The following is a 15927-nucleotide window of genomic DNA, read 5'->3' on the forward strand; positions in this document are numbered from 1 at the left end:
TCCTATAAATAATTTTCCCATTCTAAATATAAATTTTCCTTTTCTTTTATCAACTTAGATAAATCTTCACCAACTTTTAAGAATTTATCTTTATCATTAAAAATTTCAGGATTTTGAATATCTTTATTTAAACTTTCAATTTTATCTTCAATTTCAAAAATTTTATTTTCAATATCCTTTAATTTTTGCTTATTTGCTCTTTCTTCTTTTTCTTTTTCTCTTTTTTTCTTCTTTTCTTTTTCAAGCTCCGTTTTAGAAATTATTTTTTCTTCAGGCTCATCTTTTTCATTTAGCTTTTCTAAAAAATAATCATAATTTCCGTAAAACTCTGTAATTTTATTATCTTCCAAATACCAAATTTTATTTACAACCTTATTTAAAAAATATCTATCGTGAGAAATTGTAAGAACGGTACCTGAATAATCAGAAATTGCTTTTTCTAAAACTTCTTTACTTTCAATATCTAAATGGTTTGTAGGCTCATCTAAAAGTAAAAAATTGGATTTAGACAACATAAGTTTTAAAAGCTCAAGCCTTGCTCTTTCTCCACCACTTAATTCTCCAACATTTTTAAAAATATCTTCGCCTACAAAATTAAATTTTGCAAGATAACTTCTAACATCAAAATTATTCATCTTCGGGTATGAATCCCAAAATTCGTCCATAATAGAATTTTGATTATTCAAAGTCTTTTGCTCTTGGTCATAATAGCCTAAAGAAACTCTTGCACCAAGATTGCAACTTCCTTTAATTCCCTCTAATTTTTGACAAATTATCTTAAATAGAGTTGTCTTTCCAACTCCATTTTTACCAACAAGTCCAATCTTATCTCCTTTATAGACATTTAAGTTTATATCTTCAAACAAAATCTTTTCATTAAATCCCATTGATAAATCAGAAATTGTCAAAACATCTTTTCCGGATTCAACCTCAGGAACAAGTTTTAATTTCATTGAATTTTTATAAATTTCAGGATTTTCAATCAAATCCATTTTTTCAAGCATTTTTCTTCTTGAACTGGCTTGTTTTATAAATCTATTATTTCCATAATTTTCAAATCTTTGAATAATTTCTTTTTGTCTTGAAATTTCTTTTTGTTGTTTTTCATAAAGATGCTTATTTACTTCAAGTTCTCTTTCTCGTCTATAAATAAACTCATCATATCCACAGTCAAAAGTTTTTAATTTCTTATTTTCTATTGAAAAAATCCTATTACAAACAGAATTTAAAAAGTATCTGTCATGAGAAATAACAAGACAGCTCCCCTTATAATCTCGAAGATAACTTTCTAAGAATTGAATTGACTCCATATCTAAATGGTTGGTCGGTTCATCAAGTAAAATTAAATTTGACGATTTTAGTAAAATTTTTGCTAAATGTAATCTACTTTTCTGCCCACCACTTAAATTATTAACAGATTTTGAAAATTCTGTTTCTAAAAAACCAAGACCGAGTAAAACGCCTCTAACTTTTGAATTATATGAGTATCCATCATTTTCTTCAAAATAACGTCTTTTATTTTCATATATATCAAAAAGTTTGTGCATTTCATCATCACTTAAATTTTTATTTCCCATTTCAATTTCTAATTCTCTAAGCTCGTTTTCGAGTGAAATAATATCTTCAAAAACTTCTAAACATTCATCATACACATTATTTTCACTAGTATATGAAACATTTTGATGCAAAATAGAAAAATTTACATTTTTTGAAAAATTTATTTCTCCACTATCAAAAGATAATTCTTTTGTTAAAAGATTAAATAAAGTACTCTTTCCACTTCCGTTATCTCCAACAATTCCAACCTTATCTCTATCCGAGATAGAAAAAGTTAAATTTTCTAATATATTTTCATCTATAAATGACTTAGTCAAGCCATTAACACTTAAAATAATCATAATACACCCTTTTAGAAAATGAATTTAGACTCAAAAGTGCCAACCTTTCCAGCTGCAAGTAAAACACTAAAATATATATATGCAGTTTGATGCCAAAGAATTGTTACATCTAACATTCCATGTAAAATAACTACACAAGTTAAGGAAATTATAAGTCTAAATAAATTTCTTCTTCTTATACTGTAAACTTTTTTACATAATCCAAAGAAAAATGGAAATATTATAGCTATCCCTACAATACCAAAATTTATAAGCAAATCGAGGACAATATTATGTGCATGATTTGCAGGGTGAGTTACCCACATTGCATTTTGATAAGCCATAGGACCACTACCAAATAAAAAAGTTTGTTTAAATAATTCAATTGCATTTTCCCATATTTCTTTTCTTGTTCCAAGTGAATTACCTATAAATTCATATCTTGGAAATACCCTATTTGAGAAAATCATTAGAATAACTATAACTACTGTAAAAACACCAAGAAAAGCAAATACTTTCTTATTGTTTTTAGTCAAAGAAAGCACCAACGTAGCTATAAGTATAGTTGGTAGTGCTGTTCTATTTTCAGTTAAAAATAAAACTATAAAAGCAAGTGTACTTACACACAAAAAGTATAATCTACTCTTTTTATTTTTATTCGATAAAAAGTAGTACATAGCTATTATAATTATAAATTCACATATTGTTGCATAGTAATTTGTATTGAAAAAAGATGATATAGGTCTATGTAAAGACATATATTCAATAAATTCATACATTTTTAAATGCATACTGAACTTATTATACAAAACAGAAAAAATCGTCAAGATAAAACAAAAAATCGATACAATCATATATAAATTTATAATCCTTGAAAATAATTTTCTGTTTATAATCATTCTATAATACATAAAAAACATAGAAAATTCAAACAAAATAATTGAAACGCCTATGCCATATAAATTGTGTTTTAATATTGATATAAATATTGTAAGACTCAAAAATGCTAAAATATTTTTAACATAAGGAGTTTCTTTTATAACAGGAATAATTTTCCCACTAACTAACAAATAGAAAAATAAAGCGTTAAATGAAAAAACTAAAAAATAAAAAGGTAAAAAAACCGTAAATGAAACAATTAAAATTAAAAGTTCATCAATATTTAACTCATATTTTTCTAAAATTTCATTAATATAATTCATATATTTAAAGCCTTTCATAAGACATTTTTTGATAAAACTTATTTCAATTATAGCATAAAAACAAAAAAAATAAAACTCTTAAAAAAGAGTTTTATCAAATAATTATCTAACACCAGGATAATCTTTTAAACTATTCATATAATAAGTTAGAGTCAATAAACTTCCATCTAAATGAACATTTTCAAGAACAACGCTCTTTGGTAATTTTAAGTCAATAGGTGCAAAATTCCAAATACCCTTTATACCACATGCAACTAATTTATCTGTAATTTCTTGAGCAGGTCTTGCAGGTATAGCTAGAATTGCAATATCTACTTTTTCTCTAGTAACAACTTCTTCCATTTCAGAAATATCTTTTACAACTACATCATTATGTTTACTTCCAATGATTTCAGGAGAATTATCAAAAATTCCTACAACCTTAAATCCTTTTTTTCTAAATCCACTATAATTTAATAATGCACTACCTATATTTCCAAAACCAATAATAACTACATTGTATGGTTTATCAACACCCATAATTTTTTCCAATTCAATTTTTAGCTCTTCAACATTATAACCATAACCTTGTTGTCCAAAAGCACCAAAATGATTTAAATCTTGTCTTATTTGTGATGCAGTCAAACCAGTTATTTTACTTAGTTCTTGAGAAGACACTCTTATAATACCTTTATCCCCTATCAATTCAAGATATCTGTAATACTTAGGCAAACGTTTTATAACCGCAACAGAAACTTTCTCGTCTAACATAATAACCCTCCTACCACTATGTTTTTAATTAATCCTTAAATATGTAATCTTAAAAACAACTATCTGTTTTAAGTATTATAACACTAATCTAATTTTATTGCAATATTTTTTACAATGTTTTTTACAATGTATCACTAATTTCATTAAAGTTTATCACTCTATACTAATCATAATAAATACTTTTTAACTAAATTTAAACAAAATATCTTGAAAAATGTAAAAAAAAGTTCTAAAATATAGTTAATAAAATTTAGGAGGAAATCACTTTGAATAATTTTGAAGTAATAAAAGACAATCCAATATTTAAAGATTTTTCAATAGATGAAATAATAGAAACTTTTTCTGTAATATCATTTTACGAAAAAGAATACAAAAAAAATGATTTAATATTAAATGAAAATATAAAATTAGAATATTTTGGAGTAATTACTGAAGGAAAAATAGCTCTTTCAAATTTTGACTATTTTGGAAATAGAAATATACTAAATGTTTTTGAAAAAGGAGTAACATTTGCAGAGGCTTTAGTTGCATTAGAAATAAATATTCCCCACGAAGTAATTTCACTTACAAATTCTTCCGTTTTATGGATTGAATATAAAAGTCTATCAAAATCAAATCAATATTCTAAAATTTTAAATAATTTACTAAATACAATAGCGACAAAAAATTTAATCTTAAATAAAAAATTACAAATATTATCAAAAAGAACAACTAGAGAAAAAATTTTAGAATATCTTTCAAATCAAAAAAAAATATTATCACTAGATAATAAAATCGAAATAAATTTAAATCGAAATGAAATGGCAGACTATCTTGCACTCGATAGAAGTAATCTATCCAGAGAGCTTAGCAAATTAAAAAAAGAAGGCATAATTGACTTTAAAAAAAATAAATTTAAATTACTATAAATAATTCTTGATATACGAAAAAAGGAGGTTAACGCCTCCTTTTAAAATTATTTCAATGATTTTGGTTTACCAATAATTTCTGAATAAACCACTGCTCTTAAAAGATTTTCTCTATCCTTTAAGCCTAATCTGTCATTTTTTTTCTTAATTAATTTTTCTAAATTATGATTTTCTTTTATTGAATTAGTATTCTCCATTTTATGAGAACTATACATTTGACTTTGTCCTTCAATAGACTCTGTCATCATGCTATTTCCTTCAATAGAATAACCTTCTAAGCCCTGACCCTCCATAGAAGAAGTCATAATACTCTTACCTTCAGAACTTTCAAAACTTCCATAAGATTTTTGTTTAGAATTATTTTTTTTACTCTTATTTTGATTTTTTTTATTCTTAGATTTAGTTGATGCCTTTAAAACATTTCCGTTATAACTTTCATGTTCTTCATTCAACTGTGCTTTTATATCATTAAGCTCAGACTTTAATTCATCAATAAAAGATAAAAAACCTGAATTTTTACTCATAGGAAACACCCCTATTCTGCTAATGATTCTCTCATTTTAGTATCAGATTTTAAATTTTTTAATTTTTCATAATCCAGTACAGAAATATTTCCATCTTCAAATGCTTTTGCAATAGCAAGAGGAATCTTACTTTCTGATTCAACAACTTTAGCTTTCATTTCTTCAATCTTAGCTTTGTTTTCTTGTTCAACAGCAACAGCCATTGCACGTCTTTCTTCTGCCTTAGCTTGTGCTATCTTCTTATCAGCTTCCGCTTGGTCAGCTTGTAATTGTGCTCCAATATTTCTACCAATATCTACATCGGCAATATCAATAGATAAAATTTCAAAAGCAGTTCCTAAATCTAGACCTTTTTTCAAAACAGTTTCTGAAATAGCATCCGGATTTTCAAGAACTAAGCTATGTCTTTCAGCACTACCTACAGTAGTAACAATACCTTCTCCAACTCTTGCTATAATAGTTTCTTCTCCAGCACCACCAATAAGTCTTGAAATATCAGCTCTAACAGTAACTTTTGCCATAACTATTACTTCAATACCATTCATAGCAACTGCAGCAATCTTTGGAGTATTAATAACTTTAGGATTTACGCTGACTTGAACAGCTTCTAACACATCACGTCCAGCAAGGTCAATAGCTGTTGCCATTTCAAAAGTCAATTCTATATTTGCCTTTTGAGCAGCAATCAAAGCATCAACAACATTATTTACATTACCTCCTGCTAGATAATGTGCTTCTAATTCTGAAATGTTAATATTAACATTAGCCTTTGTAGCTTTAATTAATGGGTAAATAATTTTTGATGCTCTAACCCTCCTAAGTTTCATTCCAATAAGGTTTGAAATTTTTACTTTAACCCCACTGAATAAAGCAGTAATCCAAAGTCCTACGGGAACAAAATAAAAGAACCCGAACACCAAAACCACTACTAAAAGTACAACTAAGCTATTAGTTCTTGGTAACATTCTCATAACTAAAACCTCCCTTTTTTATTTACACTATCGTGTATAATTACATTATATCACTTTTTTTAAAAAGTGCAATAGCAAAAAAAGAAATCAATTTCATAAATTAATTTCTTTTTAATCTAAATTATCACATTTTATTTTTGCACTAACTTCATTGTTATTTATTTCTAATTCATCAACTAAATGTTTAACAATTCTAAGACCACGACCTGACGTAGTCATATTTATATCTCCATTTTCGTTAAATATGTAATTTATTCCGTCTCCCTCATCTTTAACATTTATATGTATGCAATCTGTATTTACACAAACTTTTAAATTTATTCCCTTTTCTCTATTACATTTATTTCCATGTTCGTAACTATTTATAACTATTTCATTTATAACAATTCTAATATTAAACATAAGCTCTTCATCTCTAACAACAGATGACAATTTATTCAAAACAAAAGAAACTGCATCATCAATATCATTTAAATCACTTTTAATAATTTTAGCATATTCAAAATCCATATTTTGCTCCTAACTTTATAATATAATTTATATACCCAATTAAAAATTATTATTAACAAATTTTTAAAAAATTTTTATTTGCATATTTAGAATTTTTTTAATATAATATACACTATGAGGTGATTTATATGTTTTTTAAAAATAAAAATTTAGCTAAAATAGATTTATTTATACTTATTTCGCTAGTTTTAATCATATTAATAGGATTAGTTAATTTATATAGTGCAACAATAAGTTTAAAAAGGAATTTTATGATTTCTCAAATTGTTGCAACCGCTTTAGGTTTTATCTTAATGTTTATACTTATTGCAATTGATATAAAATTTTTAAAGAGGTTATACTTACCAATTTATATAGGTTCAATTTTTCTTTTAATTTTAGTTCTTATAATTGGTACAGGTGATTCAGTTGGAGCAAGAAGTTGGATTAGATTCGGTCCAATATCTTTTCAACCGTCTGAATTTGTAAAACTTGGTATGATTATTTGTTTAGCCACAGTTATAGAAAAAAATAGTGCAAAAATAAATGAGCCAAAAACTTTATTAAAAATTTTAGTGTTTGCTTTTTTACCTGTTGCACTTGTTCTTAAACAACCTGATTTCGGAACAGCATTTGTGTTTGTGTTAGTAATAGGCTCAATGCTATTTGTTGCAGGGATTAGCTTAAGACTTGTAGTTTATACATTATTTGCTACAATAGCAAGTCTTCCAATTTTTTATATAAGCCTATCTCCATATCAAAAAAACAGAATTTTAAATTTCTTACACCCTGAACGTGACGTTACAGGTACGGGTTATCAAGCTGTTCAAGGAAAAATTGCAGCGGGCTCCGGAAAATTTATCGGTAGAGGTCTCTTTAAAGGCCCTCAAAATCAATTTAACTTTATTCCTGAAAAACAAACAGATTATATATTTCCTGTTTTCGTTGAAGAAATGGGATTTGTAGGTGGAACAATTTTAATTGGACTTTATACTGTTATGCTTTATAGATTTGTTAAACTTTCTAAAAAAACAGTAAATAAATTCAATCAACTTTTAATCGTAGGAATATGTGCAATGTTTTTAGCTCATATTTTTGAAAATATTGGAATGACAATCGGGCTTATGCCTATAACTGGTATTCCACTTCCATTTTTAAGTTATGGTGGAACATTTCAATTAATAAATTTAATTGCAATGGGAATTGTATTATCAATTTCTTGTGAAAAAACTCCATTAGACTTTATGTAATAAATGTTTATATAAAAAAAGCTCGGTCAAACCGAGCTTTACTTATAATTCATAGTAATTTTTTTCTGTTGATAGATAATCTACAACTCTTACAACTTTTTCGTCTTCAATATATACTCTAGGTATTCTCATATTTATTCTACAAATCAAATCATATACATTTGTATTTGCCATATTTGCAATTTCAAATATATCTAATTTCATATCTTTATATTCTCCATAAAGTAAAACTGTATCTCCAATTTTTATATCATCAATATGAGAAACATCTATCATAGTTTGATCCATACAAACTTTTCCTAAAATCTTTGCTTTTTGATTATTTATCATAACATATCCTTTATTACTTAACTCATAAGGATAACCATCTGCATAACCTACAGAAATTGTCGCAACTTTAATAGTCTTATCTGCACAGAAAGTTCTTCCGTATCCAACCGTATCACCTTTTTTAATGTGCTTTATATTACTTACAGTACTTACAAAACTAACAACAGTATCCATTTTTATTTTAGAATTTTCTTTTACATATTCTGAAGGATAATGTCCATAAATTCCAATTCCAACTCTTACCATATCATAATAATAATTGTGAAGTAAAACTCCTCCGTCATTTCCTATATGTAACATTGGCATTTTTAAATTTTCTTCTTCTAAAATTGACTTAACCTTTTCAAATCTTTCTACTTGCAATTTTGTAAATGAAAAATCATCAATATCAGAAACGCATAAATGTGAAAACATTCCTTTAACTATAATATGTTTCATAGAATAAATTTCTTTTAAATAATCTCTTAACTTATCATCAATTAAAAATCCTAATCTATTCATTCCGGTGTCTATTTTAATATGAATTTTACATTTTTTTCTACATTTTGCTGCTATTTCATTTAGTTCTCTAACCATTCCTATATTATAAACAGTTAAATCCACATTATTTTTTATCAATTTTTCAAATAAAGCATTAGGAACATAACCTAAAATTAAAATAGGTAATTTAATTTTCTTTTTCCTAAGTTCCATAGCTTCTGAAAAATTTGCTACACAAAAATAATCTGCACCTTGTTTTTGTAAAAATTCAGCAACAGTACAAGCTCCAAGTCCATAAGCATTTGCCTTTAAAACTATTCCAACTTTAGCTCCATTGCATTTTTCTTTTATTTTCAAAAAATTATTTTTTAATTTATCTAAATCGACAAAAATCAAAGATTGATTTTCATACATAATATTACCCCCTAATATATTTAATAGCCTTTGGTAAAAATTTAATAATATCTGATGCTATTAAAGAATCTTCTCCTAATTCATCTTTAGCAAAATCTCCTGCCAAGCCATGAAGAAAAACTCCAAGCTTTGCAGAATTAAAAGTTTCTAAGCCTTGACCAAGCAAAGATAAAATAATTCCGGTTAAGCAATCTCCACTTCCTGCAGTTGCCATTCCACAATTTCCCGTATTATTTATAATACAATTTTCTTTTGACTTTATTATTGTATTTTTACCCTTTAAAACTAAAGTATATTTTAAATCTTGTTTATAAAAATTAATTAAAGATTCTAATCTATTATCCTTAATATAACTTAAATCATAACCTGAAAATCTTGAAAATTCAGCCTCGTGTGGTGTTATTATAATATTTTCTCTATTTAAAATTTCTTTTTCAATATCATTTAAGAAAAAAATAGCATCAGCATCTATAACTATCGGTTTTTGAAAATTTTTTATAATTGTTTCTAAAATTTTTATATTTTCAATACTTCTTCCCAGCCCACAACCAATAGCTATTGCATCTAAGTTTTCTATTTTTTCAATTATTTCATTTACATTTTCAAAAATAAAATGTCCTTCATTATTATCATTTATAGGAAAAATAATATTTTCAACAGCTTTTATTTGTAAAATATTTGAAATAGAATTAGGACAGATATTGTAAACAAGTCCGCTTCCCGTTCTAAGTGCAGATTTAGCACACAAATCAACACTTCCACACATTCCGATACTTCCACCAACTATTCCAACTTTTCCAAAAGTGCCTTTATGTCCATTTTCATCTCTATTTATCATAAGATTTTTATATTCTAAAAATTTTTCAGAAGCTATACTATCTTTAAAAAGTTTTATATCAACGACAGCAATAGCAAAATCCCCATCATGTGAAACAGAACAAGAAATTTCATCTATTTTGCTTTCAATGGTATTAAAAACATTTAATTCAGGTTTTCCAGAAAAGTTATGTATAACCTCCACATCAATTGGTAAAATTGTACCAAAACCCGTACCTATTGCCTTTACAAATGCCTCTTTTAACGAAAAAATACCGGCGATTGTTTCATCTCTATATCCTGTATTAGAAATGTACTCAATTTCTCTTATTGTAAAATATTTTTCTAAAAATTTATCTAAATTTTTCATATTTGAAAATCTGGAAATACTACAAATATCTATACCTATCATTATTCAAACTCATCCATTTCTTTATTCACAAAATTGCTCTCTAAAGAATTATATAATTCCTCATAATTTAAAGAAAACAATTCTTCAGGTTGCTCAACATTTTTCAAGAAATTTCTAATTTTATTTTCAACTTCTTTCATACTCTTAAAAGTAATTAAACTTGGAGAATAAGAATTACAAATAAATTCCATAACTATATAAGCAATATCCCACTTCAATTTTGACTTGTCTTCTGAAGAAATATTTAAATCATCTACTGCACGTCTTACTCTTTTTACAACAGCAAATACAATAAATTCAGAAAAAGAAATAAATTCTTCACAAAAATCATCTTCATCTATATCTTGAATAACAGAAAAAATTAAATTCCACTTAAAATCTTTATTTACTAACTCTAAAAGGCCTGTACCGAATTTTTTACATAAATCATTTTTAAATTCAATTTTGTCTGAAAATTCAAAAGTTTCTCCAATTACAATAGTTCTGCTATTAGCGCTACTAAGTCTATTTAAAAATCTAACAAAATAATCTTCATATCGCATAGAATTTTGAAATTTATTCTTTGAAAAAATATAATCGACAATAATATTTGCACAGTCTTTAAAATCTACAACAAAGCCTGTAGTTTCCTTTATTTTTACAGAATATAAATCATGCACCATTTTTGATACAATCGTCTTTAAATGTATTTTTGATGAGTCATAATTACTCTTATTTTCTACATTTTTCAAATGATTATAAACGCTTTGTAATTGATTGTCTATCATAGTTAAATTAGCCTTAATAGAAAACATTATTGAGCGAATAAAGTCCTCTGTTACCATATAACTAAAATTTTTATATAAAACACTATGGTCTATTTCTCCCCAGAATATATTTACAAGAGATTTTATCTGCAACTCAAAATTAACAAAATAATCTCCCTCTACTACATATCTTCCATCGATTTTATAAATTTCAAATCCATTTTTTTGAATTGTAGGTTGTTTTTCACTAAGTTTTAATTCTATATTAGAATTTAACTCACTTCTATAAAACCCATCTTCTAATTCAATAGTAAAATTTTTAGAAATAACATCAAAAATCTTTTTTTCATCATCAATAAATCGACATTCAACTCTAATACCGATTAAATCAGGAAGATTTTCTATCGCAACTTTATAATTAGAAAATCTATAATAATAGTTATTTCTTAACAATTTTTCCCTAATACTATCTTCAGTTTTTATTCTAGCTGTTGTATTTATAAAAAAATCACAATTCAAAAAAATATCATTAAAAAATTTTTTTAAAGATTCAGATGAGTTAGAAATAAAATCCATATTATTATCCATATGTTCTATTGATTTTTCTAAAAATTCAAAAATTTCAAGTTTCAAAAAAACACCTCCAATTACAAAAATATTTTACCATAGATTAAAAAGATTTACAATCAAAAAAATTTATCCAAAAGAAAAAAGACTGCATTGGCAGTCTTCAAACTTTAATTATATTACAAGCTGTCTATAACTTTTTTAAGTCTATTTAATCCATCAGTAAGCATATCTCTGTTACAAGCTATATTCATTCTAAAGAACAACTTTCCATTTTCTCCATAAGTCATTCCGGAATTTAATAACAATTTACCTTCATTGATAAGTTTTTGGTGTAACTGTTCATGTTCGATATCAAAAGCTCTAAGGTCTAACCATAATAAGAAACTAGCTTGTGGTCTTTTTACTTTAACCTTTGGTATTTCTCTATTTATAAAATCTATTGCAAAATCAATATTTGATTCAATATATTCCATACATTCTTCAAACCATTCTTTACCATACATATATGCAGCGGTAAAACCAACAGCAGCAAAACTTGCCATATGGAAAATACCATATCCAACTAAACCTGTTATAAATTTAGTTCTAAGTTCTTCATTAGGAATTATAGCAACAGATTGTACAAGACCGGCAACATTAAAAGTTTTGCTTGGCGCAGTCAACGTAACTGTGTTATATAAAAAATCTTCATTCATTGATGCAATTGGAGTATGTTTATAATCTTTTAATATTAAATCTCCATGAATCTCATCAGAAATCATTAATACATTATGCTTTCTACAAATTTCTCCATATCTTTGTAGTTCTTCTCTTGTCCATACTCTTCCAACAGGATTATGTGGACTACATAATATACTTAATTTAACATTATTTTCTACAATTTTCTTTTCAAAATCTTCAAAGTCAATAATGTATTTATCTTCTAATTCAATTAATTTGTTTTCAACAACAATTCTGTTATTTAAATGTATAGCATTAAAGAAAGGAGGATATACAGGAGTATTTATAATAATAGCATCTCCTTCTTTTGTATTGCGCAAAATAGTATTAGCTATTCCGGGAACAACTCCGGGAACAGGTACTATCCATTCTTTTTTTATATCCCAATTATTTTTTTCTTTTTGCCATTTAATAAATGATTCAAAAAACTTTTCACAAGGACAATCATATCCTATTACTCCATTTGAAATAGGTTCTTTTAAAGCATTTAAAATTTCATCACAACATTTAAACTCCATATCAGCAATAGACATAGATAAAACTGAATGGTCATTTTTTGGTGCTCCAGCAGAAACCATATTATTCCATTTTTCAGCATGTGAATGTTTTCTATCTACATACTCATTAAAATCATAACATCTACCCATAATAACATCTCCTAAAAATTTTTTATATTTTATTATTTTAATAATAACCTAAATTAAATTTTTAATTTCCTCAACCTTGTCTAACTTTTCCCATGATAAATCTAATTCATTTCTTCCGAAATGCCCATAAGCAGCAATTTGACGATATATAGGTCTTCTCAAATCTAAAATATCAATAATTGCAGCAGGTCTTAAATCGAATACCTTATTTACAATTTCAATTATTTTATCATCTGAAACTTTGCCTGTACCAAAAGTATCAACATAAATAGAAAGTGGCTTAGCTACCCCAATAGCATAAGAAATACCTATTTCTAATTTATCACAAAGTCCACTTGCAACAATATTCTTAGCAATATATCTTGCCATATATGCACCGGATCTATCTACTTTAGTAGGGTCCTTTCCTGAAAAAGCTCCTCCTCCATGTCTTCCAAATCCACCATAAGTATCAACAATAATCTTTCTTCCAGTTAAACCAGAATCTCCCATAGGTCCACCAATTTCAAATCTTCCTGTAGGATTTACATAAATCTTTGTATTTTCATCAATTAATTCTTCAGGAATTACTTCATCAATAACAAATTTTTTAATATCTTCTTCTATTTGTTCTGATTTAACAGATGGACTATGTTGAGTAGAAACTACAATAGCCTCTATTCTTGAAGGAACTCCGTCAATATATTCAACAGTAACTTGACTCTTTCCATCAGGTCTTAAATAACCCAATATATCATTTTTTCTAACATAAGATAATCTCTTTGTCAACTTATGAGCTAAAGTAATAGTTAAAGGCATAAACTCATCTGTTTCAGTACAAGCATATCCAAACATCATACCTTGGTCTCCTGCACCAACAGAATTATACTTATCTTCATTTCCTTTTTTATATTCCAAAGCACTATCAACACCTAAAGCAATATCTTTAGATTGTTCATTAATACTTGTTAAAACTGAACAAGTTGAAGCATCAAAACCAAATTTTGCTCTAGTATAACCAATATCTTTTAAAACATTTCTTACTGTACTTTGTATATCAACATATTGCGAAGTTGTTATTTCCCCAACAACCATAACAACCCCAGTTGTTGTTAAAGTTTCACAAGCAACTCTCGCTACTGGGTCAACTTTTAATATCTCATCTAAAATCGCATCTGAAATTTGGTCACAAATCTTATCAGGATGACCTTCAGTTACAGATTCAGAAGTAAATAAAACTTTTTTCATCTTTTCCTCCTTAAATTTTTTCAAGCAATACAACTGCGTGAGAAGAAATTCCTTCTTCTCTACCTTCAAAACCTAAATGTTCTGTTGTAGTAGCCTTTATGCTTACATTTTCAATATCTGTTTCTAAAACAGTTGAAATTTTTTCTCTCATTTGTAAAATAAAACCGGCAAGTTTAGGTCTTTGTGCACAAATAACGCTATCAACATTACCAATTTTATATCCTTTTTCTTTCATCAACCTAACAACTTCTTTAGTCATTATTAATGAATCTATATCTTTATATTTAGGGTCGTTATCCGGAAATAACTTTCCAATATCTCCTAAACACAAAGCACCAATAATTGCGTCATTTATGGCATGAACTAAAACATCAGCATCACTATGACCTAAAAGACCTTTTTCATGTTCTATTTTAACTCCACCAATTATCAAATCTCTTCCGGTAACCAATTCATGAACATCAAAACCAAGTCCAATTCTCATACTAAATACCTCTTTCTAACAATTCTCTTGCATAACAAATATCTTCCATAGTTGTAATCTTTATATTAGAATATTCGCCTTCTACAAGTTTAACTTTAATACCTAAATTTTCAACTATTGAAGAATCATCTGTAACAAAAAAATTTTCACCAAAAAACTTTTTATATCCATCTAAAATAATATTTTTTCTAAAAGCCTGTGGTGTTTGAATATTAAACAAAGAACGTCTATCCGGAGTAGAAATAACTTCTAACTCAGAAGAAACGAATTTCATAGTATCCTTAGACCTAACACCAGTTATAACTGCATCGTAACCATTCAGCTCATTTATAACATTTAAAATAACACTCTTACTAATAAGAGGTCTAGCCCCATCATGACACAATACAAAATCTGAAAAATTAGACACATTTAAAAGTCCGTTAAAAGTAGATTCTTCTCTTGAAGAACCTCCCTCAACCAATTTTATATCTAAAGAAATTTTATTAATAATTTTTTCAAAATCTTTAAAAAATTCTTTTTTAGTTACCAAAATAATCTCAACCACTTCAGGTATATCGACAAAAGCATTAATAGTTCTTTCAATAACAGAAATTCCACATAAATCTAAAAAAATTTTATTTGTAGAAATCCCCATTCTACTAGAAGAACCAGCAGCAGTAATTATAACAGAAATTCGTTTTGCCATAATTTCACCTCGACCTATATTGTACCACATTTGCAATTTATTTTCTATATTTTATGTAAAAATTTGTCAATTAATTAAAATAAATGTTATAACTTAATCTAACAAATTTATTTTAAAAATTAAAAAAAGCGTATAACAAAGCCAAATCAATATTAAACTTAGTCAACGCTTTTAATAAATTTTGCTACTTTACTATTAATAGCATTTTATTATTTACTATTTACTTTTTCTATTTTTTAAAATTTGTAAAACTCCTCCACTAATCACTAACATAGTTACTGAACTAAACATTGAATTCCCTATTGATGTTTTTGGAACTCTATTTTCTTTTTTAGGCTTTTGTGGATTTGGTACAGATGGCTTTTCAGGAATTTCCTTATTTGTAATTACAAATCCATTTTTTACATTTCCAGAAACTTTAC

Annotated in this window: 16 protein-coding genes; 2 read left to right on the forward strand and 14 right to left on the reverse strand. The window is 26.5% G+C overall.

Annotation, left to right across the window (positions count from 1 at the left end):
• Positions 1-2: 2 nt before the first annotated feature.
• From HMPREF3181_RS01860 to HMPREF3181_RS01870, 3 genes are all read right to left on the reverse strand, one after another.
• Entirely contained in the window at positions 3-1898 is a 1896-nt protein-coding gene (locus HMPREF3181_RS01860; protein WP_068472451.1) for an ABC-F family ATP-binding cassette domain-containing protein, read from the reverse strand.
• Positions 1899-1909: 11 nt separating this feature from the next.
• Positions 1910-3079 carry an O-antigen ligase family protein gene (locus HMPREF3181_RS01865; RefSeq protein WP_231723244.1) on the reverse strand — a complete coding sequence of 390 codons (1170 nt, stop codon included), beginning with the start codon at positions 3077-3079 and terminating at the stop codon, positions 1910-1912.
• Between the two features lie 102 nt (positions 3080-3181).
• Positions 3182-3829 (reverse strand): redox-sensing transcriptional repressor Rex, encoded by a 648-nt coding sequence (locus HMPREF3181_RS01870; RefSeq protein WP_068472455.1) that lies wholly within the window; start codon positions 3827-3829, stop codon positions 3182-3184.
• Between the two features lie 266 nt (positions 3830-4095).
• On the opposite strand from HMPREF3181_RS01870, the gene HMPREF3181_RS01875 reads away from it, so the two are divergent.
• Positions 4096-4737 carry a Crp/Fnr family transcriptional regulator gene (locus HMPREF3181_RS01875; RefSeq protein WP_068472458.1) on the forward strand — a complete coding sequence of 214 codons (642 nt, stop codon included), beginning with the start codon at positions 4096-4098 and terminating at the stop codon, positions 4735-4737.
• Between the two features lie 47 nt (positions 4738-4784).
• On the opposite strand, the gene HMPREF3181_RS01880 is transcribed toward HMPREF3181_RS01875, so the two are convergent.
• The 3 genes from HMPREF3181_RS01880 to HMPREF3181_RS01890 all read right to left on the reverse strand — a co-directional run bounded on the left by HMPREF3181_RS01880 (position 4785) and on the right by HMPREF3181_RS01890 (position 6742).
• The gene (locus HMPREF3181_RS01880; protein ID WP_068472460.1) at positions 4785-5261 is read right to left on the reverse strand and encodes a hypothetical protein; all 477 of its coding nucleotides are present in this window, start codon (positions 5259-5261) and stop codon (positions 4785-4787) included.
• Positions 5262-5272: 11 nt separating this feature from the next.
• Positions 5273-6226 (reverse strand): flotillin-like protein FloA, encoded by a 954-nt coding sequence (floA, locus tag HMPREF3181_RS01885; RefSeq protein WP_156435980.1) that lies wholly within the window; start codon positions 6224-6226, stop codon positions 5273-5275.
• 117 nt (positions 6227-6343) lie between these two features.
• Complete coding sequence (locus tag HMPREF3181_RS01890; protein WP_068472463.1) at positions 6344-6742, reverse strand: ATP-binding protein; 399 nt, start codon at positions 6740-6742, stop codon at positions 6344-6346.
• 128 nt (positions 6743-6870) lie between these two features.
• On the opposite strand from HMPREF3181_RS01890, the gene rodA reads away from it, so the two are divergent.
• Positions 6871-7971: a rod shape-determining protein RodA gene (gene rodA, locus HMPREF3181_RS01895; RefSeq protein ID WP_068472465.1), complete on the forward strand. Its 1101-nt coding sequence runs from the start codon at positions 6871-6873 to the stop codon at positions 7969-7971.
• A gap of 42 nt (positions 7972-8013) precedes the next feature.
• Here the strand turns inward: rodA and alr are convergent, their stop codons facing one another.
• The 8 genes from alr to HMPREF3181_RS07810 all read right to left on the reverse strand — a co-directional run.
• Entirely contained in the window at positions 8014-9195 is a 1182-nt protein-coding gene (alr, locus tag HMPREF3181_RS01900; RefSeq protein ID WP_068472467.1) for an alanine racemase, read from the reverse strand.
• A 4-nt stretch (positions 9196-9199) separates the two neighbouring features.
• Positions 9200-10423 (reverse strand): NAD(P)H-hydrate dehydratase, encoded by a 1224-nt coding sequence (locus HMPREF3181_RS01905; RefSeq protein WP_068472469.1) that lies wholly within the window; start codon positions 10421-10423, stop codon positions 9200-9202.
• Positions 10423-11802: a GTP pyrophosphokinase gene (locus HMPREF3181_RS01910; RefSeq protein WP_068472471.1), complete on the reverse strand. Its 1380-nt coding sequence runs from the start codon at positions 11800-11802 to the stop codon at positions 10423-10425. Before HMPREF3181_RS01910 ends, HMPREF3181_RS01905 begins: the two co-directional genes overlap by 1 nt.
• Positions 11803-11915: 113 nt before the next feature.
• Positions 11916-13106, reverse strand: coding sequence for a MalY/PatB family protein (locus HMPREF3181_RS01915; RefSeq protein WP_068472473.1), 1191 nt, complete (start codon positions 13104-13106; stop codon positions 11916-11918).
• Positions 13107-13154: 48 nt separating this feature from the next.
• The gene (gene metK / locus HMPREF3181_RS01920) at positions 13155-14333 is read right to left on the reverse strand and encodes a methionine adenosyltransferase (protein ID WP_068472475.1); all 1179 of its coding nucleotides are present in this window, start codon (positions 14331-14333) and stop codon (positions 13155-13157) included.
• A gap of 10 nt (positions 14334-14343) precedes the next feature.
• Positions 14344-14817, reverse strand: coding sequence for a 2-C-methyl-D-erythritol 2,4-cyclodiphosphate synthase (gene ispF / locus HMPREF3181_RS01925; RefSeq protein WP_068472477.1), 474 nt, complete (start codon positions 14815-14817; stop codon positions 14344-14346).
• 1 nt (position 14818) lies between these two features.
• On the reverse strand, positions 14819-15505 hold the full coding sequence (ispD, locus tag HMPREF3181_RS01930; protein WP_068472479.1) for a 2-C-methyl-D-erythritol 4-phosphate cytidylyltransferase: 687 nt from the start codon (positions 15503-15505) through the stop codon (positions 14819-14821).
• A 216-nt stretch (positions 15506-15721) separates the two neighbouring features.
• Positions 15722-15927: hypothetical protein (locus HMPREF3181_RS07810; protein ID WP_197415906.1), on the reverse strand; the 206-nt coding region annotated here is incomplete at its 5' end.

Source organism: Parvimonas sp. KA00067 (genome assembly GCF_001553085.1).
In the GTDB taxonomy this organism is placed as follows: domain Bacteria; phylum Bacillota; class Clostridia; order Tissierellales; family Peptoniphilaceae; genus Parvimonas; species Parvimonas parva.

Coding starts and splice junctions, on each gene's coding strand:
- HMPREF3181_RS01905 (WP_068472469.1), bottom strand. CDS start 10,423: ATGATAGGTATAGATATTTGTAGTATTTCCAGATTTTCAAATATGAAA.
- rodA (WP_068472465.1), top strand. CDS start 6,871: ATGTTTTTTAAAAATAAAAATTTAGCTAAAATAGATTTATTTATACTT.
- ispF (WP_068472477.1), bottom strand. CDS start 14,817: ATGAGAATTGGACTTGGTTTTGATGTTCATGAATTGGTTACCGGAAGA.
- HMPREF3181_RS01870 (WP_068472455.1), bottom strand. CDS start 3,829: ATGTTAGACGAGAAAGTTTCTGTTGCGGTTATAAAACGTTTGCCTAAG.
- HMPREF3181_RS01915 (WP_068472473.1), bottom strand. CDS start 13,106: ATGGGTAGATGTTATGATTTTAATGAGTATGTAGATAGAAAACATTCA.
- ispD (WP_068472479.1), bottom strand. CDS start 15,505: ATGGCAAAACGAATTTCTGTTATAATTACTGCTGCTGGTTCTTCTAGT.
- HMPREF3181_RS01880 (WP_068472460.1), bottom strand. CDS start 5,261: ATGAGTAAAAATTCAGGTTTTTTATCTTTTATTGATGAATTAAAGTCT.
- metK (WP_068472475.1), bottom strand. CDS start 14,333: ATGAAAAAAGTTTTATTTACTTCTGAATCTGTAACTGAAGGTCATCCT.
- HMPREF3181_RS01890 (WP_068472463.1), bottom strand. CDS start 6,742: ATGGATTTTGAATATGCTAAAATTATTAAAAGTGATTTAAATGATATT.
- alr (WP_068472467.1), bottom strand. CDS start 9,195: ATGTATGAAAATCAATCTTTGATTTTTGTCGATTTAGATAAATTAAAA.
- HMPREF3181_RS01865 (WP_231723244.1), bottom strand. CDS start 3,079: ATGAATTATATTAATGAAATTTTAGAAAAATATGAGTTAAATATTGAT.
- floA (WP_156435980.1), bottom strand. CDS start 6,226: ATGTTACCAAGAACTAATAGCTTAGTTGTACTTTTAGTAGTGGTTTTG.
- HMPREF3181_RS01860 (WP_068472451.1), bottom strand. CDS start 1,898: ATGATTATTTTAAGTGTTAATGGCTTGACTAAGTCATTTATAGATGAA.